General features: G+C 37.0%; 24 protein-coding genes and 1 tRNA gene. 12 read left to right on the forward strand and 13 right to left on the reverse strand.

Going from position 1 to position 25,766, the window contains the following annotated elements; all coding sequences use genetic code 11:
• Positions 1-161: 161 nt before the first annotated feature.
• Both rpsB and tsf read left to right on the forward strand, forming a co-directional pair.
• Positions 162-1,052: a 30S ribosomal protein S2 gene (gene rpsB / locus VZD24_RS02825; protein WP_279449890.1), complete on the forward strand. Its 891-nt coding sequence runs from the start codon at positions 162-164 to the stop codon at positions 1,050-1,052.
• Between the two features lie 105 nt (positions 1,053-1,157).
• A complete protein-coding gene (tsf, locus tag VZD24_RS02830) occupies positions 1,158-2,123 on the forward strand; it encodes a translation elongation factor Ts (protein WP_279449889.1) in 966 nt (321 codons plus the stop codon).
• A gap of 94 nt (positions 2,124-2,217) precedes the next feature.
• On the opposite strand, the gene VZD24_RS02835 is transcribed toward tsf, so the two are convergent.
• The 4 genes from VZD24_RS02835 to VZD24_RS02850 form a co-directional block, all read right to left on the reverse strand.
• Positions 2,218-3,084, reverse strand: coding sequence for a T9SS type A sorting domain-containing protein (locus VZD24_RS02835; RefSeq protein WP_279449888.1), 867 nt, complete (start codon positions 3,082-3,084; stop codon positions 2,218-2,220).
• The gene (locus VZD24_RS02840; RefSeq protein ID WP_342686916.1) at positions 3,081-3,788 is read right to left on the reverse strand and encodes a T9SS type A sorting domain-containing protein; all 708 of its coding nucleotides are present in this window, start codon (positions 3,786-3,788) and stop codon (positions 3,081-3,083) included. Before VZD24_RS02840 ends, VZD24_RS02835 begins: the two co-directional genes overlap by 4 nt.
• Positions 3,789-3,974: 186 nt before the next feature.
• Entirely contained in the window at positions 3,975-4,688 is a 714-nt protein-coding gene (locus VZD24_RS02845; protein WP_279449886.1) for a T9SS type A sorting domain-containing protein, read from the reverse strand.
• A gap of 307 nt (positions 4,689-4,995) precedes the next feature.
• Complete coding sequence (locus VZD24_RS02850) at positions 4,996-6,390, reverse strand: T9SS type A sorting domain-containing protein (protein ID WP_342686915.1); 1,395 nt, start codon at positions 6,388-6,390, stop codon at positions 4,996-4,998.
• Between the two features lie 180 nt (positions 6,391-6,570).
• On the opposite strand from VZD24_RS02850, the gene pyrH reads away from it, so the two are divergent.
• The 7 genes from pyrH (at position 6,571) to VZD24_RS02885 (ending at position 15,570) form a co-directional block, all read left to right on the forward strand.
• Complete coding sequence (gene pyrH, locus VZD24_RS02855; protein WP_279449884.1) at positions 6,571-7,278, forward strand: UMP kinase; 708 nt, start codon at positions 6,571-6,573, stop codon at positions 7,276-7,278.
• A gap of 139 nt (positions 7,279-7,417) precedes the next feature.
• Positions 7,418-7,972 (forward strand): ribosome recycling factor, encoded by a 555-nt coding sequence (frr, locus tag VZD24_RS02860; protein ID WP_279449883.1) that lies wholly within the window; start codon positions 7,418-7,420, stop codon positions 7,970-7,972.
• An 88-nt stretch (positions 7,973-8,060) separates the two neighbouring features.
• Complete coding sequence (locus VZD24_RS02865; protein WP_342686914.1) at positions 8,061-9,326, forward strand: DUF5686 family C-terminal domain-containing protein; 1,266 nt, start codon at positions 8,061-8,063, stop codon at positions 9,324-9,326.
• Between the two features lie 197 nt (positions 9,327-9,523).
• Positions 9,524-11,911, forward strand: a complete 2,388-nt coding sequence (locus tag VZD24_RS02870; protein ID WP_342686913.1) for an efflux RND transporter permease subunit — start codon at positions 9,524-9,526, stop codon at positions 11,909-11,911.
• Between the two features lie 58 nt (positions 11,912-11,969).
• A complete protein-coding gene (gene asnS / locus VZD24_RS02875; RefSeq protein WP_279449880.1) occupies positions 11,970-13,412 on the forward strand; it encodes an asparagine--tRNA ligase in 1,443 nt (480 codons plus the stop codon).
• 89 nt (positions 13,413-13,501) lie between these two features.
• Positions 13,502-14,965: an RNA polymerase factor sigma-54 gene (gene rpoN, locus VZD24_RS02880; RefSeq protein ID WP_279449879.1), complete on the forward strand. Its 1,464-nt coding sequence runs from the start codon at positions 13,502-13,504 to the stop codon at positions 14,963-14,965.
• Positions 14,965-15,570 (forward strand): hypothetical protein, encoded by a 606-nt coding sequence (locus tag VZD24_RS02885; protein WP_279449878.1) that lies wholly within the window; start codon positions 14,965-14,967, stop codon positions 15,568-15,570. Before rpoN ends, VZD24_RS02885 begins: the two co-directional genes overlap by 1 nt.
• Here VZD24_RS02885 and VZD24_RS02890 read toward each other — a convergent pair.
• The 8 genes from VZD24_RS02890 to VZD24_RS02925 form a co-directional block, all read right to left on the reverse strand.
• The gene (locus tag VZD24_RS02890; RefSeq protein WP_279449877.1) at positions 15,565-16,209 is read right to left on the reverse strand and encodes an outer membrane beta-barrel protein; all 645 of its coding nucleotides are present in this window, start codon (positions 16,207-16,209) and stop codon (positions 15,565-15,567) included. The genes VZD24_RS02885 and VZD24_RS02890 overlap by 6 nt on opposite strands.
• 160 nt (positions 16,210-16,369) lie before the next feature.
• Positions 16,370-16,843 carry an ExbD/TolR family protein gene (locus tag VZD24_RS02895; protein ID WP_279449876.1) on the reverse strand — a complete coding sequence of 158 codons (474 nt, stop codon included), beginning with the start codon at positions 16,841-16,843 and terminating at the stop codon, positions 16,370-16,372.
• A 10-nt stretch (positions 16,844-16,853) separates the two neighbouring features.
• On the reverse strand, positions 16,854-17,480 hold the full coding sequence (locus tag VZD24_RS02900; protein ID WP_342686912.1) for an ExbD/TolR family protein: 627 nt from the start codon (positions 17,478-17,480) through the stop codon (positions 16,854-16,856).
• Positions 17,480-17,905 carry a hypothetical protein gene (locus tag VZD24_RS02905; protein ID WP_279449874.1) on the reverse strand — a complete coding sequence of 142 codons (426 nt, stop codon included), beginning with the start codon at positions 17,903-17,905 and terminating at the stop codon, positions 17,480-17,482. The genes VZD24_RS02900 and VZD24_RS02905 overlap by 1 nt, the downstream gene beginning before the upstream one ends.
• A 12-nt stretch (positions 17,906-17,917) precedes the next feature.
• On the reverse strand, positions 17,918-18,724 hold the full coding sequence (locus tag VZD24_RS02910) for a MotA/TolQ/ExbB proton channel family protein (protein WP_279449873.1): 807 nt from the start codon (positions 18,722-18,724) through the stop codon (positions 17,918-17,920).
• A gap of 121 nt (positions 18,725-18,845) precedes the next feature.
• A tRNA-Ser gene (locus VZD24_RS02915) sits at positions 18,846-18,933 on the reverse strand.
• Between the two features lie 162 nt (positions 18,934-19,095).
• The gene (locus VZD24_RS02920) at positions 19,096-20,124 is read right to left on the reverse strand and encodes an asparaginase (protein WP_342686911.1); all 1,029 of its coding nucleotides are present in this window, start codon (positions 20,122-20,124) and stop codon (positions 19,096-19,098) included.
• Between the two features lie 95 nt (positions 20,125-20,219).
• Positions 20,220-20,984: a TatD family hydrolase gene (locus VZD24_RS02925; protein ID WP_342686910.1), complete on the reverse strand. Its 765-nt coding sequence runs from the start codon at positions 20,982-20,984 to the stop codon at positions 20,220-20,222.
• A 50-nt stretch (positions 20,985-21,034) separates the two neighbouring features.
• Between VZD24_RS02925 and VZD24_RS02930 the strand changes: the two genes are divergently transcribed.
• The 3 genes from VZD24_RS02930 to VZD24_RS02940 all read left to right on the forward strand — a co-directional run bounded on the left by VZD24_RS02930 (position 21,035) and on the right by VZD24_RS02940 (position 24,184).
• A complete protein-coding gene (locus tag VZD24_RS02930; protein WP_279449870.1) occupies positions 21,035-21,478 on the forward strand; it encodes a retropepsin-like aspartic protease family protein in 444 nt (147 codons plus the stop codon).
• Between the two features lie 61 nt (positions 21,479-21,539).
• Positions 21,540-23,549 carry an ATP-binding protein gene (locus VZD24_RS02935; protein ID WP_279449869.1) on the forward strand — a complete coding sequence of 670 codons (2,010 nt, stop codon included), beginning with the start codon at positions 21,540-21,542 and terminating at the stop codon, positions 23,547-23,549.
• The gene (locus VZD24_RS02940) at positions 23,546-24,184 is read left to right on the forward strand and encodes a response regulator (RefSeq protein WP_279449868.1); all 639 of its coding nucleotides are present in this window, start codon (positions 23,546-23,548) and stop codon (positions 24,182-24,184) included. Before VZD24_RS02935 ends, VZD24_RS02940 begins: the two co-directional genes overlap by 4 nt.
• Positions 24,185-24,475: 291 nt before the next feature.
• On the opposite strand, the gene odhB is transcribed toward VZD24_RS02940, so the two are convergent.
• A complete protein-coding gene (odhB, locus tag VZD24_RS02945; RefSeq protein ID WP_279449867.1) occupies positions 24,476-25,747 on the reverse strand; it encodes a 2-oxoglutarate dehydrogenase complex dihydrolipoyllysine-residue succinyltransferase in 1,272 nt (423 codons plus the stop codon).
• Positions 25,748-25,766: the final 19 nt, after the last annotated feature.

The raw sequence follows: 25,766 nt of genomic DNA on the forward strand, positions 1-25,766 counted from the left end.
TGTCGTACCGCACTAATTGCGGTACGACATTTTATAAGTTCATATTCATTATTAATTAAAAAAGCTGTTATCCGTCTTTGGCGGAGTTAGTTTAGCATCTAAACCAAATTCAATTTTAGAAGCGGTTGCTATCCTTTCACAGAACGTAAACTAAAACAAAAATGGCAAAAAAAGTAGAAGTAAAAGACTTACTTGAAGCTGGTGTGCACTTTGGCCACCTAACCCGCAAATGGAACCCAAACATGGCACCGTATATTTATATGGAGCGCAACGGGATCCACATCATCAATCTTTACAAAACTGCTGCAAAAATAGACGAGGCAAGTGAAGCCCTTAAAAAAATTGCAGCCAGTGGACGCAAAATTCTTTTTGTAGCCACCAAAAAACAAGCAAAGGACATTGTTGCTGAAAAAGCAAAAACCGCTAACATGCCGTACATCACCGAAAGATGGCCAGGTGGTATGTTAACCAACTTTGTAACTATCCGTAAAGCCGTTAAGAAAATGGCTTCTATTGATAGAATGAAGCAAGACGGAACCTTTAACACCCTTTCTAAAAAAGAACGTTTGGCCGTAGATCGTCTTCGCGCAAAATTAGAGAAAAACTTAGGTTCTATTTCAGATATGAGCCGTCTTCCAGCTGCGCTATTTGTTGTAGATACAACCCGTGAGCACATTGCAGTTGCCGAAGCCTTAAAGCTAAAAATTCCAATCTTTGCTATGGTAGATACGAACAGTGACCCTCGCGTTATTGACTACGTAATTCCATCTAACGACGATGCTTCAAAATCTATTGAAAGCATTATGAGCATTGTTTCTGAAGCAGTAATCGAAGGACTTTCCGAAAGAAAATCTGGAAAAGAAGACGACGACGATGAAGCGGGAATGGCCAAAAAAGCAAAAGCACCTAAAAAGGACAAAGAAGCTAAGCCAGTAAAAAAAGCTAAAGCCGAAGTTCCTTCAACAGACGAAGAAGACGTTGAAGCAATGAAAGAAGCAAAGCAGCCTGTACGTCAAAAATCTAAGAAGCAGGTTTTAAACGAAGAAGAATAATTCGTTTAAAGACGCACCACAATGCGCCTTGACCGCCCTCAATATCAATAATCATAAAAAGTAAAGACGCAATGCATCGCGTCTCAACATAAAAATCTTATAAAAATGGCAAAAATAACAGCCGCAGAAGTAAATAAGCTAAGACAAGCTACCGGAGCTGGAATGATGGACTGTAAAAAGGCATTAGTTGAAGCAGAAGGAAATATGGAAGAAGCGATTTCAATCCTTAGAAAAAAAGGACAAAAAGTTGCAGAAAAAAGAGCAGACCGCGAATCTAGTGAAGGTGTTGCTACTGTAAAAGTAAATTCAGACAATACAAAAGGCGTGGCAATATCGTTAAATTGCGAAACCGACTTTGTTGCCAAAAACGATTCTTTCGTTGAAATGGCAAACAAAATGGCCGAAATCGCATTAGGCACCTCTTCAAAAGACGAGCTATTAGCTTCAGATTTTGACGGAATGACCATTGCTGAAAAATTAACCGAGCAAACTGGTGTTATTGGCGAGAAAATAGAAATTGGTGGTTACGAAATACTGGAAGCTCCATTTGTAGGTTCTTATGTACACGTAAATAAAATTGCTGCGTTAACTGGCCTTTCAAAAGCAGTTGATAACGCAGAGGAGTTAGCAAAGGACGTATCAATGCAGGTTGCTTCTATGGGAGCCACTACACTATCTTATAAAGATTTTGATCCAGAATTTGTTGCTTCTGAAACTGAAGCTCGAATCGCCGTTATTGAAAAAGATAACATCGAGTTAGGTCGTTTGGGCAAAACGCTTAAAAACGTTCCTAAGTACATTTCTAGAGCACAATTAACTCCTGAAGTTTTAGCACAAGCTGAAGAAGACGCAAAAGCCGATTTAAAAGCGGAAGGCAAGCCAGAGCAAATCTGGGACAAGATTCTTCCAGGTAAAATTGAGCGTTTCATTAGTGATAACACTACACTTGACCACGAAAAAGCATTACTTGACCAAAACTTTATTAAAGACGACAAAAAAAGCGTTGCAGATTACGTAAAATCGTATGGTGATGTTGAAGTAGTTGGTTTTAAAAGAGTTTCTTTAGCATAAGCTTTTAAACACATTTAATAAAAACCAAAAGAGGCTGATTAATTTCAGCCTCTTTTTTTGTGAAATGTCTGTTCGATTGCAGTCGAGAACTCATCTATTCTTTTACAAACTTTTTAATAATTGTAATGCCGTTTTCATCTTCTATATTTAGAAAGTAGATGCCGCTTGTTAAGCTTGAAACATCTATGGAGGTTTTATTTGCAACTTCTAAAGTTTGGGTGCTTAATAGTTTGCCCTCTATATTAAAGATTTTTACTTTTAGGTTTCCTGCTGTGTTCTGTGCAGTAATAAAGAGTTCGTTTTTTGCGGGGTTGGGGTGGATGGAATATGTAGAAGAGTTATTCTCAGAGACTCCTAAAATACAATCTTCGGAATAAACAAAATTTGCTGCCAAATACCAGCCATTGTATGGGGGTTCGTTATTGTTTGCGGCTAATTCATCATCTACTTTTACACAGTCAAGCTCTGTAAGTTGGCAGGGCTCTCCCTCAAACTCGCAGGGGAGCGTAATATTGAGTATGCCATTGTTTCCGTTTTTTGCATCAAGGGATTCCAAAAAGATTAAATTTTCACCATATAAAATTTCTAAATTGGTATTATTGGTTAAATCTAAAGAACTAACCGGCATATTAAACCCTGCCGAATCACTACTACAATAGAGTTCCTTTAACTGGAGATTATTGCTAACATCCAAAACCAATAGGTAGTTTCCGGTGACATCTAAAATTTCCAGTGCTGCAAAGTCTTCAATGCCTGTTATGTCATCTATACCTTTATGATTAAGATTAAGTGATATGACTGTTTCTACATCACTTGTAAGCACCTGGCCGTTAACGATGCCATCACTGTCGATACCAAGGTCAATAAGGGCCTGTTCAAAAACAGGATCTGGAATTTGGGTTATTTGTGCAAAAGCGTTTGTGCTAAGGGCCAGGATGAATATGGTTATAAAGGTTTTCACTGCTTTATGAATTTTTTGGTAGTGGTGTTGCCGTTTTCATCTTCTATGTTTAGAAAGTAGATGCCGCTTGTTAAGCTTGAAACATCTATGGAGGTTTTATTTGCAACTTCTAAAGTTTGGGTGCTTAATAGTTTGCCTTCAATGTTGAAGATTTTTAGGGTTAGGGTTCCTGATGTGTATTTTGAAGTTAAGAACAATTCGTTTTTAGCGGGGTTTGGAAGGATTGCGAATTGAGAACTGTAAAAATCTTGACTAGATAAAATGTGATCGCCGTAAATGGCTTGGTCGTTAGAAGAGTTTGTTATTGTCAGTATTTTTTCGTCATTTCCATCTATTTCAATAAAATAATTAAAATCATCATTTAGATGAGCCTCAAAAAAATTATCTAAATATAAAATTTCAAAATCTGTATTCGCTTGAATTTGACAATCGTCAAAAGTCGAGCCTGCATTAAAAAGGTTAAACTGATCTAAACCAGTGAAGTTGACATCTGCAGATAAAACATCACAAACCATCGTTTCCATTTGATCTGGTTCAAAGAAATTTAAAGAAACAAAATTAACTTCATCATTAGATGGGGGTATATAATTATTACCTCCAATAGAAAGATTATGTAGATTCCAGATATTGTCAAAAAGCTTTATATCTTGAGCAAAACTTGACTGAAAAAAAGGTATTGTGAGAAATAAAATTATATGTTTCATGATTGTGGGTCTTTACTATTGTTTTGCCAAAGTTTTTGATTGTTGAATCTGTCCGTTACAGACCAATGCTACTGAATATAGCCCCATGGGATAAGAGGAAATGTCCAAAGTTTGGATCTGGGATGTTCGTTACTTGTGCAAAAGCGGTTGTGCTAAGGGCCCATATGAGTATGGTTATAAGAGTTTTCATTGTTTAATAAACTTTTTGGTGGTGGTGTTGCCGTTTTCTTCTTCAATATTTAGAAAATAGATGCCGCTGACAAGTTGGGAGACATCTATTGCTTTTTGGTCTGGAAGCGTTATGTTTTGGGTGCTTACTAGTTTGCCTTCTATGTTGAAGATTTTGATTTTTAGATTTTCTGTGGTGTTTTGTGCTGTAATAAAGAGTTCGTTTTGGGCGGGGTTGGGGTGGATGGAGAATTTGGAAATCTCAAAATTATTCATCGATAATAACTGATTACTATATATTGCTTCATCGCCACTTGAGGAAGTTATAACCAAAGTTTTACTGTTGCTCTCGTCAATAATATTATAATTGAAGGGATCGTCAACATTACCAACAAAAAAAGTGTCAAGATAAATACCCTGGAAAAGGGTGTTTTCTTGTGCAAATGGTCCAAAACAACCACCAAGAGTCATGCTCCAACCATTAACTAAAAATTCAGAATTAGTATAAATTACTGTGCCTTCTAATGCATCACATACATAAGTGCTAATAAAAAAATTATTTTGAATAAAGGTGATAGTAATAAAAGGCACATCATCATTTGAGGGTGGAAAATTATCTTGTCCGTCAATTATTACGTTTTGAAGATACCAGTCATTTTCAAAAAGTTGTGGGTCTTGGGCAAAAGCGTTTGTGCTAAGGGCCAGGATGAATATGGTTATAAAGGTTTTCATTGCTTTATGAAAATTCAATGACTGTAAGTGAAGCCTTGTGGCGTGTGGGCGTGTGTTTTCATACTTTGGTCGATTAAAGTTAGTTGAATTCCTAAAATTATCCTAAAATTATTACATATAAAACAGGATTTTCCCTGTTTATTACACAGGGTTTTCCTGTACTGTTGCATTATTTTTCCTACAAAAAAGAAAACCTTTGGAAGAAGTATCTACCAAAGGTTTTAATGTGTTTTAAAATAAAAAGGTCTCGACTCTAGGTTACCCTGAGCGAAGTGGAAGGACTCGACCGGACATTTTTTTCAGAAATTTATTCCTTCACGATTTTTCTAACCGTTTTTTTCCCTTCGGAAGAAATAATGGCTAGGTACATGCCCGTTTTTAGGGATGCTATGTTTAGCTCGGCATTTTTAGCTAAAGGAGCGGTTTCCACTACTTTTTTTCCCAAGAGGTCATAAAGAATAATACTTTCAATTTGTGAATTGGCTTTAATATATAATTGGTTGGCTGTAGGGTTTGGGTATATTGAAATATTTGAACGATCCAACTCTTCAATACCCAAATTTGTATTCACTCCAAAAATAGTTTCATAGGTGTTTCCTCCAAATTCAGCAGTAATGGTATAGACACCATCTGGCCAGCTGCCATCTACCGGGTATTCCCATTGGGCATAGGCACCTGTGTAAAAAGGCCAAGGCGATGTAAATACATAATCATAAAGTACTGAATTATCCGGTCTTTTTACTATAATATGGGTATCGCTATCTGTTTGTAGGTCTCGGTAAAAAATTCGAAAATAAACCGTTTCTCCAGGTTCAAAATTAAGTTCTTCATAGGTATTCTCTACCACGCCACATTCATCATCAAAGTTGGTGGAATTATGGGTGGAAAGTTTATTAATTTCGGGAACGTAATAGTCTGGCTGATCTACAAACCAACTCTCGGCATTCATACTGTTACAGGGGCCTTCATAAGGGTCTATTAAGTTATTGTTTGCATCATAAATTTCAAAATGCAAATGTGGAATGGTACTGCTGCCGGAGCTACCCGCAGCGCCCAAATATTCACCTTCTGCAACGGTGTCGCCAATATTTTTTGACGTAATAGCACCGTCCTTAAAATGCCAATACCAGGCTTGCGAACCATCGGAATGTTCTATAATGATGCCATTCCAGTTAGGGTTGCCGTTGTTTACACAGTTCAAGTCAAAATGGCCATCACGTTTGTCAATAATGGTTCCTGGGGCGGCGGCAACTATTTCCATAATTTCTTCTTGCATCCGCTTCCAGGGGTAGGGCCAAAGTACATAGTCTGTACCTTCATGATTACCGTTTCCCCAATCATACGTACGATCGCCACATTCATAATCCAATAGGTTTCCATTTGGGGTCAAATTGTGATCTACTTGGTTATTGATTATGTAATAACCATAATCATCAAAACCAGCTTTGGGTCTAATGGGCAGTATAAATAAAGGATGTCCACCCCGATGTTGAAATGCATTTGGGTTTTTCTGGAGTATTGCTTGCCTATTTAAGGCAATTTGTTGTCGTACTACTTGTCTTTGTGAATCGGTGATACATTCGGTCTTTTCAATATTGGCAGGATGAAATGAAGGATTTAATGGAGGTAATAGCTTTTCTGAATTTTGGGAAATCATCAATGTAGAAATTCCAAAAAAAATGTAAAATAATTTTGTCTTCATAGTGTGAAACTTAAAGGATTAAACAGTCAATTATTTATATATCGAGACCAAGCGGAAAATGTCATCACAAAACGCAAAAAGACTTTTGATTTAACGATTTATTCATTGGTGTAACTACTTTCTTCAAATCTTTCCACCGCATCAATAATTTTCTTTATTTTTGCGCTGTAAAAATTCACTATGCACTACAAGAGAATACTTCTAAAACTTTCCGGGGAAGCCTTGATGGGCGAACAGCAATACGGCATTGACCCTGTTCGTCTTAAAGAATACGCACAAGAAATAAAACAAATTACTGAAATAGGTGTAGAAGTAGCCATCGTTATTGGCGGTGGAAATATTTTTAGAGGTTTGGCTGGAGCCAGCAGCGGGATGGACCGCGTACAAGGCGACCACATGGGGATGCTTGCAACTGTAATAAACGGACTCGCACTGCAGAGTGCTCTAGAAAACGAAGGTGTGGCAACTAGGTTGCAAAGCGCCATTAACATTAATGAGGTAGCCGAACCATTTATTCGCAGAAAGGCAATTCGGCATTTGGAAAAAGGTCGTGTAGTTATTTTTGGCGGTGGAACAGGAAATCCTTATTTTACAACAGATTCCGCGGCCGTTTTAAGAGCTATTGAAATAAGTGCCGATGTTATTTTAAAAGGTACCCGCGTAGATGGAATTTACACTAGCGATCCCGAAAAAGACAAGCTGGCAACAAAATTTGATTTTATCAGTTTTGAAGATGTATTACAAAAAGGCCTAAAAGTAATGGATACCACTGCTTTTACCCTGAGTCAGGAAAATGAATTGCCAATAATTGTATTCGATATGAATACCAAAGGAAATTTGCTAAAAGTTGTTTCCGGCGAAAAGATTGGGACTAAAGTAAATTTGTAGCTCCTTAGTGCCGCCCAAAAGGGAAAGAAATAAAAAATATTGAACTTTGAATTTTAAATCTTTAATTTTGGATCAATTCAATTTTCATCAACAATAACATTAATAATTAACTATCGCGGTTATCGAGCGAAGTCGAGATATGGAAGACGAAATAGATTTTATAATAGACGGAACGCGCGAAGCTATGAATGGCGCGCTAAAACATTTAGAAAAAGAATTGGCTAATATTCGTGCCGGAAAAGCTTCTCCTTCTATGGTAGGCAGCGTTATGGTAGATTATTACGGCAGTCCAACTCCGTTGAGCCAAGTAGCTAACGTTAGTACTCCAGATGGGATGACCATTAGTATACAGCCGTGGGAAAAAAGCATGATTTCGGCAATTGAACGTGGTATTCACTTGGCTAACATTGGCTTTAACCCGATGAATAATGGCGAAAGCGTAATTATAAGTGTTCCTCCCTTAACCGAGGAACGCAGAAGAGATTTAGCAAAACAAGCCAAAGCAGCTGCCGAGGAAGCCAAAATTGGTGTACGCAACGACCGAAAAAATGCGAATAACGATTTAAAAGGTTTAGACATTTCCGAAGATTTAAAAAAGGGACTTGAAGAAGACATTCAAGAAATGACCGATACCCACATCAAGAAAATTGATGAAATGTTTGCGGCCAAAGAAAAAGAAATAATGACCGTGTAGTACACGTGCGACGTTAAACTAAATACAATAAAGCGGCTTAATAGCCGCTTTATTTTTACATTTAACCCGCTTAATACTAAAACTGCAAATGCAAAAAATCTTTTTTCTTATCTTCTTTGGTATTGCTTTTTACGCCACTGCTCAAGTGCCGGCAATACAAACAGGAAAGGATTCTATTGCAAGTATTCAAGATAAAAAAGAACATCCGCTTTCCTCAGGTTACTATCCCATTGGTTTTTTCGACATAGATTTAAAAACACTTATAAAACTGAATAATTACGAAGGTTTCCGACTTGGAATTGGCGGATTAACAAACGACAAACTTTTTGAAAACTATAAATTTGGTGGGTATTACGCCTATGGATTTAAAGACAAAACTTCAAAATATAGTTTGGGTGCCAGTGCCCGTATTAATAAAGAAAGAAAAGCGTGGGTTAGTATTTATTACGCAGATGATGTAAAGGAAATTGGCGCTTTCGATTATTTAACCGATGCGCGCGTCTATTCTATATTTGAACCGCGACTTGTTAATATCACTCAATTTTACAAATACAGAAAATGGTTCGCGAATATTGCCAGCGAGCTTTCTCCAAAATTTTTGGGCGAATTTAGGGTAGCGCACAGTAACGTAACCAATATTGAAAACTATTATTTTATAAACAACAACATTCCCCTATCAAATTATCGCCTGGCAGAAGCGACGGTATCTGTTAGAATAAGCCCGAAGACCAATTTTTTTACAAATGAAGATGGCACTAAAGAATATTTTGATGGCTTTCCAAAAATTAGTGCACAAATTACAAAGGGATTTAAAGGAGTGTTTGACAGCGATTTCAACTATACCAAATTTGGGCTGAAGTTAGATTATTATATTAAACGTACAGATCTATCCTCTACAAACGTTCTTTTAGAAGGGTCATTAGCAACGGGCGACGTTCCGCTTACTCATTTGTTTCACTCCTACCCAAATCAGCCTACCAAAGATGAAGTATTGCAGCGCTTTTCGGTGGCGGGGGTCCAGAGTTTTGAAACTATGTACTTTGGCGAATTTTTTTCAGATAAATTAACAACGCTGCAAGTAAAACACAGTTTACGTAGGTTTAAGCTCACCGAAAAATGGAAACCGGAATTGGTATTAATTACCCGACATGCACTGGGCGATATGAAAAATACCGAAAACCATTTTGGCATTCCATTTAACACCTTAGACAAACTGTATAACGAAACTGGGTTTGAAATAAATAAGATTCTTTTCGGCTTTGGGTTAAGTGCAGCGTACCGTTACGGGTACTACAACCTTCCAAAATTCTCAGATAACATTTCGTTTAAATTTACTTTCTATTTGCAGATTTAAAACTGTTATCGGCTATTTGTTTAGAGTACACGGGCGGGATGCCCGCACCAGTGATTTAATGTATAATCTTCATTTTTCAGGTTGAAGTATTTTTACAAAATGGTATTCAAAATCCTTCAACATTCCAAAATACCCCTCAAAATTAATCTCCCACTTATAGCAAATAGTTACCTTTGCTAATTCTTTAAAAAATTGCTTTGAACAAACTTTTTAGCATCGGATTTTGGAGCTGGGTGGCCCGTTTTATATTGCGGAACCGCACCTGGATTTTAATAGTTATTGCAGCCATAACTGTGCTGCTTGCACTGCAATGGAAGAATATGCGCTTCACCTACACCGAAGCCAATTTGTTGCCAGACGACCATCCGGTTAATCTTGAGTACGAACAGTTTCTTTCGCACTTTGGTGAAGAAGGCAACTTAATTGTTATGGGCGTAAAAGACTCAAGTATTTTCACGCCCGAAAAATTTAAAGCCTGGAATCAACTTACCCAAGATATTGGTAAATTTAATGAAGTAGAACTAACCCTTTCCGTTGGTAACCTTCAAAAACTGGTAAAAAAATCTGATACTACAGGGTTTGAACTGGTGCCTTTTATAAAAGATTCGGTTTTTACAAACACCAATCTTGCCACTTACAAAGACGAACTTTTTAATAAACTGCCATTTTACGATGGTCTTATTTACAGTCCCGATAAGCAAAGTATCCGCTCTGCTATCTATCTTAAAAAAGATATTGTAAATACACCCGCGCGAAAAGATTTTGTAATCAAAGATCTAATTCCGCTAATAAACAAATTTGAAGCAGAGACGGGTATAGATGTGCACACCTCGGGAATGCCGTACATTCGCACCCTCAATTCACAAAATATTATTGATGAAATTGGGTTGTTTATCGGGGCGGCACTTTTTGTTACTTCGCTTATATTTTTCTTCTTTTTCCGTTCTTGGCGCGCCACATTTATTTCTATGTGTACCGTTATTATCGGAGTAATGTGGGCCTTCGGCTTTTTGGGGTTAATGCATTATGAAATTACTGTACTTACGGCTTTAATACCGCCCTTAATAATTGTTATAGGTATTCCCAACTGTATTTTTCTCATTAATAAATATCAACAGGAAATAAAACTACACGGAAACCAAGCCAAATCGTTACAACGGGTAATTGCAAAGGTTGGTAATGCAACCTTGATGACCAATTTAACAACCGCTTCGGGGTTTGCCACCTTTATTTTAGTAAAGAGCGAGCTGTTGAGCGAGTTTGGTATTGTAGCGTCTATTAATATTGTTGCCATATTTTTATTGAGCTTGCTCATCATTCCTATCACCTACAGTTATATGGCGGTGCCAAAATACAAGCACTTAAAACATTTAAACAAAACGTGGATAAACTCATTTGTTCTCTGGATTGAACGTATGGTAAAAGAGCGCCGAATAACCATTTACATTCTGGCGGTTTTATTATTATGCACCAGTATAATTGGCATTTACAATATTAAAATTTCGGGAAGCTTAATAGAAGACATGCCCAAAAATACCGGCTTTTTTGACGACATTCGTTTTTTTGAAAAGGAATATGAAGGCATAATGCCTTTAGAAATAATGGTAGATACAAAAAAGAAAAAAGGTGTGATGAGCCTTTCTACCCTAAAACGAATTGACGAACTGCAAGACCATATTAAAGAAATTCCGGAATTTGCAATACCACTATCCGTAGTAGAATTAGTTAAGTACTCTAAACAGGCGTATTACAACGGAAATCCAGAATATTATCAGTTGCCAAACAGCCAGGAAAGAACCTTTATTCTCTCCTACGCAAAAAGCAGTAACACCAACACCAATTTACTGAATAGTTACGTGGACAGTACAGGGCAATTTGCCCGTATTACCACCTTTATGAAAGATACAGATCCAGATAGGTTCAATAGGATAGAAGAGGATCTCAATGCCGAAATAGCAAAGGTATTTCCCGAAGAACGCTACAATGTTTCGGTAACAGGAAAAGCGCTAGTATTTCAAAAAGGAACCCATTATTTGGTGAACAACTTAATACTATCGCTCTCGCTCGCCATTTTCTTGATCGCACTATTTATGGCGTGGATGTTCCGAAGTTTCAAAATGATTTTAATTTCCTTAATACCAAACTTATTGCCTTTAATTATTACTGCGGGCGTTATGGGCTTTGTGGGAGTACCTATAAAGCCATCCACAATTTTGGTGTTTAGTATTGCCTTCGGAATTTCGGTGGACGATACCATTCACTTCCTCGCAAAATACAGGCAGGAATTAATAGTAAATAATTGGAAAATAAAGAAATCCGTTTTTGCTGCATTGCGCGAAACAACGGTTAGTATGTTCTATACATCAATCGTGCTGTTTTTCGGGTTTTCGGTGTTTACCATTTCAAGCTTTGGAGGCACAGTAGCATTGGGCGCCTTAGTGTCTATAACCCTGCTTTTTGCCATGTTGTCTAATTTAATTTTGTTGCCAACGCTCCTACTTTCATTAGAAAGAAGCATTGCCAATAAACAAACAATGAAAAAACCTGCATTAGAAATTTTAACCGATGATAAAGAAGATGTTTAATGCCCCATTGAACAATCAGAATTAAAAAAATTATATTTGCTTCCCTTAAATTAATACTATGCAAAACAAAACAATAGCAGAATTATTGAAAAGTGAACCGAGCCATCACGAAGTTACGGTTCGCGGTTGGGTACGTTCTTTCCGAAGTAACCGTTTTATTGCTTTAAATGATGGATCTACCATACATACGCTTCAATGCGTTGTTAATTTTGAAAATACCGAAGAAGAAATTCTTAAAAAAGTAACGATTGGCGCCGCTATTGAAGTCCATGGCTTGCTAGTAGAAAGCCAAGGGCAAGGACAAAATGTAGAAATTCAAGTTTCAAAATTAACCGTTTTAGGCGAAGCCAATCCCGAAGATGTAAAGCGTACAATTCTTTCGCCAAAACGACATTCGCTCGAAACCTTACGCGAGCAAGCACATTTAAGAATTAGAACAAATACCTTTGGCGCCGTAATGCGCACGCGTTCCAAATTGGCGTTTGCCGTTCATGAATATTTTCAGAAAAACGGGTTTAACTATATGCACTCGCCCATAATTACCGGTAGCGATGCCGAAGGCGCTGGCGAAATGTTTCGCGTTACAAATTTAGATGCCAAAAATCCACCTTTGGATGAAAACGGAAATGTAGATTTCAAAAATGATTTTTTCGAAAAAGAAACCAATCTTACCGTTAGTGGCCAATTAGAAGCCGAAACATATGCAATGGCACTGGGAAAAGTATATACCTTTGGCCCGACATTTAGAGCAGAAAATTCCAATACCAGTCGCCATCTGGCCGAATTTTGGATGATAGAGCCCGAAGTTGCCTTTAACGATTTGGCCGCCAATATGGATTTGGCAGAAGATTTCATAAAATACGTTGTAAAATACGCTTTAGACAATTGTGCCGACGATCTGGAATTTCTAGAAAATCGTTTATTGGAGGAAGAAAAGAGTAAGCCTCAAGATGAACGAAGTGACATGAAGCTTCGCGAAAAACTTCGTTTTATTTTAGACAATAATTTTAAAAGAGTAAGTTATACCGAAGCCATTGATATTTTAAAACGATCAAAACCAAATCAAAAGAAAAAATTTAAATATCTTATTGAAGAGTGGGGCGCCGATCTACAAAGTGAGCACGAACGATTTTTAGTTGAAAAACACTTTAAAAGCCCGGTAATTCTTTTTGATTACCCGGCAACGATAAAAGCATTTTATATGCGGCTTAACGACGACGGAAAAACGGTACGCGCCATGGATGTACTTTTCCCAGGAATTGGCGAGATTGTTGGTGGTTCGCAACGAGAAGAACGTTACGACGTTTTAAAACAAAAAATGGAAGCTATGGATATTAGCACCGAGGAACTAAATTGGTATTTAGACCTTCGTAAATTCGGAACGGCTGTTCACAGTGGTTTCGGACTCGGTTTTGAACGTTTAGTCCAGTTTACTACGGGAATGGGTAACATTCGCGATGTAATCCCCTACCCGAGAACTCCGGGCAACGCAGAATTCTAATTATAAAAGCATAAGATTGTATTAAAACTGGCTACTTCCCTATTTTAGTAGCTGGTTTTTTTTAACTTTATGATATCGTAAAATAAGTCATGTTAAAACAACAATTAAGCTTTAAACTATCCCAGAAATTATCGCCTCAACAAATACAGTTGATGAAGATGATTCAACTGCCTACGCAAGCTTTCGAGCAACGAATATTTCAGGAATTAGAGGAAAATCCAGCCCTAGAGAGCGGTAAAGAAGATAGCGACACCTTAGAAGACGAATTTACAAACGACGAATTTAACGACGATTACGATGAAGGAAACGAAGTAATTGAAACCGATATAAACGTTGACGATTATTTAAGCGATGACGAAGTACCTAGCTATAAACTATCGGCCAACAATTACAGTGCAGACGATGAGGAGCGGCAAATGCCCTATGCAGCAGGCACATCGTTTACGCAATATTTAATGCAGCAACTTAACACCTATCGTTTAAACGATGAAGAAAAGGATATTGCATATTTTTTGGTAGGCAGCGTTGATGAAAGTGGTTACATACGGCGCGAACTTCAGGATATTGTAGACGATTTGGCTTTTACACAGAATGTTTACACCACAGAAGAAAAAGTTGAAAAAGTACTTAATATAGTACAAGAGTTGGATCCAGCTGGAGTGGCGGCACGAAATCTTCAAGAGTGCTTATTGCTTCAATTGGAGCGTAAAGAAACAAAGTTATCTGTAGCATTGGCTATTGATATTATAGATGATTCCTTTGACCTTTTTACGAAGAAACACTACAAAAAATTAATTCAAAAATTAGATATAACTGAAGACCAACTTCGGGAAGCAATTCACGAAATTGAAGGTTTAAACCCAAAACCCGGTGGAAATTATTCCGGAAATAATAGAATCGTAGAACACGTAGTTCCCGATTTTGCCATACGCATTGTAGATGGGGAGTTAGAACTCACCTTAAATGGAAGAAATGCCCCTGAGCTTCACGTAAGCCACGATTACACCAATATGCTTAAAGGCTATAAAGAGTCTAAAGAAAAATCTAAGGCACAGAAAGACGCCGTAATGTTCATTAAACAAAAACTAGATGCTGCCAAGTGGTTTATCGATGCCATTAAGCAAAGGCAGCAAACACTTTTTATAACCATGAACGCTATTATGCACCATCAAAAAGAATATTTTTTAAGCGGTGATGAACGTAAGCTTAAGCCTATGATTTTAAAAGATATTGCAGACAAGATTAATATGGATGTATCTACTGTATCGCGTGTTGCAAATAGCAAATACGTAGATACTCCTTACGGCACAAAATTGATTAAGGAATATTTTAGCGAGTCGATGAAAAACGATCAAGGGGAGGATGTTTCTACAAGGGAAATTAAGAAAATCCTTGAAATAACTATTTCGGAAGAAAACAAAAGAAAGCCATATACCGATGATAAACTCGCAAAAATTTTATTGGAAAAAGGATATCCCATTGCAAGACGAACCATAGCCAAATACCGCGAACAATTGGATTTACCAGTGGCGCGATTAAGAAAGGAAATTTAATGAAGTTTTTTCTAAAAACCGCTTCGTATATTTTTCATCCTTTATTGATGCCGCTTCTTGGCACCATTCTTTATTTTGTTGTTACCCCAAGATATTTAGACCCTGTAATAATGCGCGCCAATCTTTTTGGCATTGCTATTATCACACTATTAATACCCATTGTTGTATTCTTTTTGCTAAAAAATCTGGGGGTTGTAGAAACTATTTATTTAAAAGATGTACGGGAACGTAAGTTTCCGTTAATGATTCAGTGCATTTTACTGTTGCTAATAATTAAAATGATTTTTGATCCCTATGAAGATCCCGAATTGTATTATTTTTTTGTGGGGCTATTATTTTCGGCTTTTAGTGCCCTGATCATGGTTCTATTCAAAATAAAGATTAGTTTACACCAGATGGGCGTTGCTGGCATTTTAATGTTTCTGGTGGGACTGAGCGCTCACTTTAAAATAAATTTATTGGTCACCATTAGTTTCTTTTTGTTCGTAAATGGCTGGGTGGCGTCTTCGCGTCTAAATAGCGATGCACACACGTATTCTGAACTTGGCTTCGGTTTAGTTTTGGGAGCATTACCGCAATTAATTCTTTTCAGTTTTTGGTTATAGGATGTAAAACATTAACCCTACTTTTAATGTTCTAAAATCTACAATTTCCCCATTTACAGTTTCTGCATCTTTAAAAAAAGGATTAATACTATACGACGCGAAAAAGTTAAATGTATTGTAACCTAAACTAATAGTAGCCGCCAACCTTACTGGATCAAACTCTGGAATTTTAGTTTGGGTTACCGTATTTCCCGGTTGTTTAAAAGTGGCTTTATACCAATAGGCATATCCTACTCTGAAACCTACATAAACCCTCCAAAAGTTATAGCTAGCTGGAGTAGATGTTCGCCATCTAATTTCTATGGGAGCTTCAATGACCGCTGTATTAAAACGGTTTCGGGTATAATCTACTTGCTCGTTTAAAACTCTAAAGATAGTTTCTTCGCTACTCGTTTCCCCAATAAAAAGATTTTGTCCAAATTGGTCTAAAGCCAAACCGCCACCTATGGCAATAGCCAAATTTCGACGTTTATTAATTGGCATATCTCTTAAAAACCCAAATTGAATCCCACCTGAAAGCCCTCGGATATTTCCTCCACTCGGCAAGCTCATAGGTAAGTTATAAGTTACCCCAATGTAAAATTGATCTTCGCGGTACAACGAATCTACATTAGCCAGAACAATGGTGTCCTGGGCCATAGTTTGAATTGAAACTAATACCAGAAACGAAGTTAGAAGGGTTTTAATAGCATTTGGCATAACCCAAAGATACTTGTATTTTCAAGAATATACGACACAAAAAAATGCCTTAGACCGATTAACGCGGCGCAAGGCATTTTTAAAATTAATATCAATGAATTTAGTTGCTTAATTCATTACCGGGAGTGGTAATATATATTAGTTTTAGCATATTTAATTCACGTAATTCCTGCTTTATATCTGTAACCATACCTGTATTGGTTTGCTCATCTACTTTTAAAGCTACCATTACCTTATCCTGAAGTTCAGGAAGTAACTTTTGGCGCATTTCGGTTAGAGCAAATTTAATATTGGTAATATCGGTGTATTTATCACCTATCTGAATTTTAGCTTCCGTACCAAACTTGTCTTGGTAGCGTGAACTTGGTTTTCCAGCATAAATATAAACGGAACGGTCCTTTTTCAATTTTTCAACTTGATCTGCTTTTGGCAACTTGTTCTGAACAAGTAGATTATCATCTCGCAATACTGTTACTACCATAAAAAAGAATAATAACATAAAGACGATATCGGGCAGAGAAGCGGTACTTACTGGCGGTAATTCGTTACTTTTTTTCTTTCTAAACTTTGACATAGTTGTATTATTATTGTCCAGATTTTTTAGGTTCTGCCTCCGATAATTTCATAGGAAATAGCTTTTGCACAGTTTCCAATTTTTCTTGGAGTGCTTCTTGAGCCGCCTCACCTTTTATCTTTCCTTCATCAAGTTCTTTGGTCATTTCGGTAAACTTCCATCCATAAAGTCTTTGAGACTCTCTATCTCTTAAAAAATTGTATGCTGCCACCAATTCATTTTGAACGGCAATGTACATTTTATAAGAGGTAAGCCTGTCATTCTGAACAGAAATTACGGCTTTATCTGGATTATCCGAAGACTCCGGATTTTTTTGTCCTTTGCAATAGTTGCAATATTCTGGGCTACCAGAAGGGGCTCCACCATTATCGAGAAAAGCTATTGCTGCTTGGCGTAAATCTTTGAGCTCCATTAGTTTCTCTTCAACTAATAGTTGGTCGTTTCTATTTACATTAACAATAAATAAGTTCTTCTCTTTAATTTTAGGCGGGTCAACAATTTCTTCAATGGGCGGTAACTGCCTCGCTATACCGCTGTCCTTCTCAATAGTAGTAGTTACTAAGAAAAAGATAAGCAGTAGGAAAGCGATGTCTGCCATCGATCCTGCATTTACTTCAGGTGTTGCTCTTCTTGCCATTATTTTGTTACTTTTTTAATTCCGCCGAAAACCATGGATCCTACAGCGATTATAGCTAAGATATAAAAAGCATATAATCCTGTACCCACCCATTTAGAACCGCTTTCGGAAAGCATTCCGCCGTCTTGAGTAGGCAATTGATTGCTATCTGCAAGTACATATGAAATAACTACAATTAGCAAAAATGCTCCTACAGACATAAGTGTATTCTTAATGTTGCCTGCAAAAATTCCTTTTATTACAAAGAGCAGAACAAAAGCAACTGTAATAGCAAATGTAATATAAGCAACATACAAGAAGCCATCTACTCCTTCGCCAGATTCAACGATAGCAGTATCACCTTTTGCGATGATCATTGCAAGAAAAATAATTCCTGCAACGCTTAAAAGCAATGCTACAATTTTTAAAATTTTATGTAATGCCATCTTGTGGTTTGTTTAGATTTTATTTTTGGTTTTGTAATCGAATAACATATCGATTAAAGTAATAGAAGCATCTTCCATGCTGTTTACAATACTATCAATCTTAGCGATAATATAGTTGTAGAAAACTTGAAGGATAATAGCCACGATTAGACCGAATACAGTTGTTAAAAGTGCAACTTTAATACCTCCAGCAACTAACGATGGGTTCATATCTCCAGCAGCTTGAATTTTATCGAATGCATCAATCATACCAATTACAGTACCCATGAAACCAAGCATCGGCGCAATTGCAATAAATAATGATATCCAAGAAACATTCTTTTCAAGTTGTCCCATTTGCACACCACCGTAGGCAACTACAGCTTTTTCAGCAATATCGATTCCTTCGTGAGCTCTATCTAAACCTTGGTAATAGATTGAAGCAACTGGCCCTTTTGTATTTCTGCACACTTCTTTAGCAGCTTCAATTCCACCGCTGTTAAGAGCATCTTCTACTTCTTGAGCTAATTTTTGGGTGTTGGTAGTTGAAAGATTAAGGTAGATAATTCTTTCAATAGCAATTGCCAATCCTAGAATTAAACACAATAGTACAATCCCCATAAAAGCAGGACCACCTTCCACGAAGCGCTCTTTAAGCTCTTGGTGAAAACCTTTGTCTGCTGCAGCTGGAGCTGTTTCATCTTGAATAAAAGAAACTGTGGCTGCTGTAACCAAAGCTTGTGAACTAGTTGGCATTGTCTGCGCTGTTGAAGCGTTCGCGTTTAATGTGCCTACAAATACCATTGCGGCAACCGCCATAATAGAAAATAATTTTTTCATTGCTATCGACTTAAAGTTTGTTTTTAGTTAAGGGTTTAAAGATATAAAATAATTTAGTTAATCTGCAAGAATATTAATCTACACTCAAAAATGAGTTTTATAATACACTGTATGTTTGTTGCAGAGAGGAAGGGATTCGAACCCTCGATACGCTTGTGGCGTATACACACTTTCCAGGCGTGCGCCTTCGACCACTCGGCCACCTCTCTAAATTTATTTACCACCTTTCGTTTTAAGGGGGCGGTAAAAGAGTATTTCAAAGCAATTCAGAGAAAATGTTACTCTTGCGTAACTCAAGCTAAGCATTTACCTGAAACGAGTGCCAAATATCAAAAAAAAAACAACGCTACAAAATAATTTTGGCGGTTTATTTAGTGCATTTCTCCCCGTAGTGAAGTTTCAAATATGGTTTTGAAGCTTTTAGCCGAAATTTTCTGACCCAACAAATACATCAATTTTGCTAAAGCAGCTTCCGTAGTGCAGTCCTTTCCACTTATAACCCCTATTTTTTTTAGATCCGTGCTGGTTTCATATAGTCCCATATTTACACTTCCGCCAGAGCATTGGGTAATATTTACTACAGGAATTCCTTTATTAATCACTTTTTTAAGTGAATTTATAAACCATTTGGCATTGGTAACGTTGCCTGTTCCATAAGTTTCAATCACCAACCCTTTTAATTCTGGATAGTCAAATAGATATTTAATAGTGGCCTCGTCAATGCCAGGAAACATTTTTACCAAAAGAATATTGCTCTCTAATATTTTATGAACTTTTAGCTTTTTTCGTCGGTTCGGTCTGTAAAGCGCTTCATTATTCACTACTAAATGAACGCCGCTTTGTACTAAATCTGGATAATTAAGCGATGCGAAAGCTTCAAAATGTTCCGCGTTAATTTTAGTGGTCCGGTTGGCGCGGTATAATTTATATTCAAAATACAAACAAACCTCAGCAATTTTTGAAACACCCTTTTCCTGTAATGAAGCAATCTGAATAGAGGTAATTAAATTTTCCTTTGCATCTGTACGCAGATCTCCAATTGGCAATTGCGAGCCAGTAAACACAACCGGCTTGCTCAAATTTTCCAACATAAAACTCAGGGCAGATGCCGTGTAGCTCATCGTATCGCTACCGTGAAGCACCACAAAGCCATCCATCTTTTCGTAATTTTCTTCAATTAGAGTTGCAATATCCACCCAATATTTGGGGCTCATATTAGAACTATCAATTGGTTCTGGAAATGAGGTGGTTGTAATGTTACAATCTAAAAGTTTTAATTCGGGAATATGATTGAGCAATTCATCAAAATTGAAATTACGCAATGCGCCGGTTTCAAAATCTTTAATCATCCCGATTGTTCCGCCGGTATATATAAGGAGTATGTTTGGTTGCGTTTTCATATTGGCATGCATAGTATATTAATAGAATTTCAAGTGCTAAAACCCCAAATCGTAAAGTTCAGCATTTTTGGAATGTGGCACCTTTTCTTTAGTATTTAAATTTTAAACACCGCTTTGGAGTTCTGAGTCGTAATCTGCGCTATTTCTTCTTCAGAAACTCCATAAATCTCCGAAAGCTTTTTACAGACAAACGCTAAATAGCTACTCTCGTTGCGCTTACCGCGAAAGGGCGCCGGAGCAAGATAGGGCGAATCGGTTTCCAAAACGATATGTTTTAAAGGAATTTCATTTAAAAATTTATCAATCTTTCCGTTTTTGAAAGTAACCACGCCACCAATGCCCAATTTCATATTATAGGAAATAGCCTTTTCGGCCTGCTCAAAAGTTCCGGTGAAACAGTGGAATATTCCAAAGAGATCATCACTTTTTTCGGTTTCCAAAACTTCAAAAATTTCATCAAACGCATCACGACAATGGATAACGATAGGCAATTTGTATTTTTTCGCCAATTGAATTTGCCATTTAAACGCTTGCTTTTGAAATTCCAACGTAGAAGTGTCCCAATAAAGATCAATGCCAATTTCGCCAACGGCGTAAAAATTTCGTTTTTTAAACTGCTCTTCAACGTGTGCCAATTCCTCTTTAAAATTTTCCTTTACCGAAGTAGGATGCAATCCCATCATTAAAAAAACTCGGTCGGGATATTCTTTCTCAAGAGCATACATAGCTTCCGTATAACCAGAATCTATAGCGGGAATAAAAAACCGTTTTATTCCGGCATCAAAAGCGCGTTGCATCATTTTAGGCCGGTCGCTGGCAAACGCATCACTGTACAAATGGGTGTGTGTATCTGTTAACATATGTGCAAAGCTACATATTTTTGTTTGCTATCTTTACACAAAAAAAATTGATGCAATTACGCAAATTTATTGAAACCAAAGGGTTTTATCGCGTTCCTTTAAAAAAGCTTGCCACGGGACATTATTTATTTTCTGCAAAAATTAACGGAGTATTGGGCCATTTTATTTTAGATACCGGCGCAAGCACCAGTTGTGTGGGTATAAACAACGCTGCGCATTTTTTACTTATAAGCGAGGACAGCCTTATAAAAGCCGCTGGCGCCGGCGCTACAAACATGGAAACTATGTTTTCGCGTGGCAACTCCTTCACTATTAAAAAATGGCATGTTAATAAGATGGATTTCGTTCTATTTGACCTTTCCCATGTAAATGAAGCTCTATTGCAAGCAAATGAAAATGCAATTCACGGGATCATTGGCGCAGATTTTTTAAAAGAGCACCGTGCTGTTATAGATTATGGCCGAAATTGTTTTTATGTAAAACAGAAGAATTAGTTGTAATGCAAATGTTTGCTATAAATTGAGTACTTTTAACTTCCTCTGAAACAACTCAATTGTGCTGAAAAAAATAATCCTCTTGTTCCTCAGTTTCCCGCTGTTTTTAAACCCTGGGTTCGCACAAGATATTTCGCATTATGAAACTGTAGTAAAAACCACAAAAAGCCATACACAAAAATTAACTGCGTTAGACAGCCTATTAAAGCGTACATTTTCTACTAATACAGAAGCTTTTATAAATTACAGTCGCCAATATATAGAGTTAGCCTTAGCGATGGATAAGGTTGAGCTGGCGGCAAAAAAAGCAATGAACTTACAGTATCCGCTAACCAATTTTGCTAACGATCCGTTAAATGCCATCACTGTTATAAACAGTGTTTTAGCTCGTAAATACAAAATAAAAGACAGCCTTTTATTGGGTGGATTATATCTAAAACGCGGAAGTGCCAACACAAAACTAAACCTTAAAGAAGCAGTTAACGATTATAATCTGGCGCTCGAAAATTTTTCTTCAACTAATTATTTAAATATTGCAGACACCTATTTATTTAGGGGTCAAGCCTATTCACAAATGGGAAAATTTGTACTTGCGAGTGCAGATTTTACCAAAGCATATACCATGTACGAAGAAAAAAAAGAATACAAATATATGGTATATGCCCAGCAAGGCATTATTAATATGTTTAGTATGAACGGTTTTTACGAAAAGGCCAAAGCAGAACGCAATGCCCTTATTGAAAAAATGATACGTTTAAACCTAAATGAATTTCTAGCCAACGAACATTACAACCAAGCTTTGGACTATAAAGAAATGGGCCAAAGCAGTCTGGAATATAAAACACTGCTTTTGGCCGAAGCAAAATTTGATCATAAAAATTCAAACAAAGCTACATATATAGGTATAATTTCAAGAATCATTGAATATTATTGCGACCAAAATCTATTGTACCATGCCCAAGAATACTATAAAAAGCTGGAAGCCTTAGATTTTAATGTTTCAGGAAATTCGGTTGCTGAACTTAACTATTTAAGCGGCAAAGCAAAATACCTTCAAACTATAGGAGAATACGAAGAAGCCTTGGCCCTAACAAAAAGAAAACTGAAGGTTGCCGAAAAGCTCGGAATTGAAGATGAAATTATGCTAACCCATTCCCTTCTATCTGAAATCTACCAAGACACGGGCGACTATAAAAATAGCCTTGAACATCTTAAAACAACCAAAGCCTTAAAAGATTCTATCTACAACCGAACCACCGCAAACGCACTCGCGTATTACCAAACACTTTACGAAACCGAAAAGAAAGAAAAAAAACTTGTAGCAAAATCTACAGATATAAAACTGCTCGAAAAAGACAACGAAAGTTTTAAAAAAGCAATGCTTTTTGGCGGTATTGCCACACTCCTAAGTTTTGGGCTTATATTACTTTATAGAAACCAAAAGTATTTAAAAAACAATAAGATACTTCAAGAAAAATTTAGCCAAGAATTACTTATCTCGCAAGAACGTGAGCGTAGAAGAATTTCAAAAGATCTTCACGATGGTATTGGCCAACAATTATTGGTAATTAAAAATAGGCTCACTTCAAGTGGCGATACAGAAACCAAACAAATGGTAAATAACGCTATTGATGAAGTACGCGCCATATCGCGCGATTTGCATCCCTTTCAACTTCAAGAGTTGGGAATTACCAAAGCTATTGAATACAATATAAATTTTATTGATGAAAATTCAGACTTGTTTATTTCTGCCGAAATAGATAACATAGACAACCTATTTAATAAAGAAGACGAAGTAAATCTTTATAGAATAATCCAGGAAAGCTTGAGCAATATTTTAAAGCATTCAAAAGCCGAAGCAGGCAAGGTTTCAGTAAAAAAATTCACAAACACTATTATAATTTCTATACGTGATAACGGAGTTGGTTTTGATTTTGCCGAAAAACATCAAGACGATAAATCTATTGGGTTAAAAACGCTATTTGAGCGCACCAAGTTTTTAAACGGACAGATGAAAGTAACAACCAAAAAAGACTCCGGCACCGTACTAGAATTTCAATTTCCATTATGAGCAACACAAAACCATCTATTATTATCGCAGACGACCATCCCCTTTTATTAAAAGGATTAAGCGATTTTTTAATTGAAAAAGGATATAACCTTCTAGGAAGCGGTAGCGACGGAAGGGAGGCGTACAACCTTATAACCCAAAAAAATCCGGACATCGCCATTTTAGATATTCAGATGCCATTTATGTCTGGGCTGGAAATTGCCAAGCAATGCAAAGGCGCCCAGATTGAAACTAAAATTGTATTAATTACACTTCATAAAGAAAAGGAGTTATATCAAAAAGCAAAGGAGCTCAATATTTTTGGATATATCTTAAAAGAATTTGCTTTGGAAGAAATAGAAAATTGTATAAAAACCGTAAAAGATGGCGCGCCCTTTTTCAGCGATAGAATAAAGGAACTCATTGGTGTTGTGCCCGTAGAAGTTAGCGAGCTAGACACACTTACACCTTCCGAAAAAAAGATTTTAAAATTAATAGCGCAGGATAAAACAAATAAGGAAATTGCTTCACAACTCTTTATTTCGTACCGAACGGTAGAAAAACACCGAAGTAATATAATTACAAAACTTAAAATTGAACCTAAAACCAATAGCTTGCTTATTTGGGCAAAGGAACATCACGACAAGCTACTTTAGAACCAAATATCCACAAATCAAAAAATTACGTGTTAACACGTATTTTATATTTCTGCTAAATGATGGATATTTACACTATGAAGGATTCAATATATACAGAAAATAGAAGAGGTAACAACCGTACCTTATTCATTGGTAAGAAACCTGCAGTAACAGTGTTAATTGTTTCGATTGTTTTAATTTTATTACTAAACTTAATTAATACAATTCTCTTTAATTGAAAATTGAATACTAGCTAACCAGCAAAAATCCGGCTCTACAGGCCGGATTTTTTTATAGTATTTAATTAAGTTATAATTCCAGCGCGTGTTTAACGTCGTTGTCCATCAATAATTCTTCGGGACTTTCCAGTGCCTCTTTTATCGCTACCAAGAAACCTACAGATTCGCGACCGTCAATAATTCTATGGTCATAAGAAAGTGCAACATACATTACAGGCGCCACTACAATACCCCCATCGCGAACAATTGCGCGCTCAACAATGTTGTGCATTCCTAAAATTGCAGATTGCGGCGGATTAATAATTGGGGTTGAAAGCATGCTTCCAAAAACACCTCCGTTAGAAATGGTAAATGTTCCACCCGTCATTTCATCTACAGTAATCTGTCCATCTCGTGCTCTAATGGCAAGTCTTTTCACTTCGTTTTCAACACCTCTAAAACTTAAATTTTCTGCATTTCTAATTACGGGCACCATCAATCCTTTTGGTCCAGAAACGGCGATAGAAATATCTTTAAAATCGTAGGTAATCATATCATCGCCATCAATCATAGAGTTTACATCTGGATATAGTTCCAGTGCTCGCACCACGGCCAGTGTAAAAAACGACATAAAACCAAGTCCTACTCCGTGCTTTTCTTTAAATTGTTCTTTGTATTGGCTTCGCAATTCAAAGATTGCCGTCATATCTACTTCGTTAAACGTAGTAAGCATGGCAGTTTCATTTTTGGCCGAAACCAAACGTTCTGCAACTTTTCTTCGAAGCATAGAGAGTCTTTTACGCTCGCTGCCACGACTACCTGTTCCGGGGGTTCCCATAGATGGCGCTGCAGCTTTGCTCGCGTCGTCTTTGGTTATACGTCCATCGCGCCCTGAGCCTTTTACATCTTTTGCCGAAATATTCTTTTCGCTGAGAATTTTCTTGGCCGCCGGCGATGGCGTGCCAGAGGCATACGTTTTTTTATCTTGCTCCTGGTTGGGAGTAGAGGGTTTAGACGGTGTTTCTATTTTAGAGTCTGCTTTCTTAGAGGCAGTTTCTTCTTTTTCTTTTGGAGCTTCTGCTTTCTTTTCATCAGTAGCTTCCTTTTTATTGTCACCTGGTTTCTCGGCATCTGTGTCTATCAAGCATACTACTTCGCCAACGGCAACTAAATCTCCCTCTTCGGCCTTTAGCGTAATAATACCACTGGCTTCTGCTGGAAGTTCTAATGTAGCTTTATCGCTATCTACTTCGGCAATTGCCTGATCTTTTTCAACATAATCGCCGTCTTTTACTAGCCAAGATGCTATTTCTACTTCGGTGATAGATTCTCCCGGAGATGGGACTTTCATTTCTAATGCCATATTATTGTTATTTAATATA

Origin of the sequence: Aequorivita flava (assembly GCF_038742595.1) — a bacterium.
Taxonomy (GTDB): domain Bacteria; phylum Bacteroidota; class Bacteroidia; order Flavobacteriales; family Flavobacteriaceae; genus Aequorivita; species Aequorivita marisscotiae.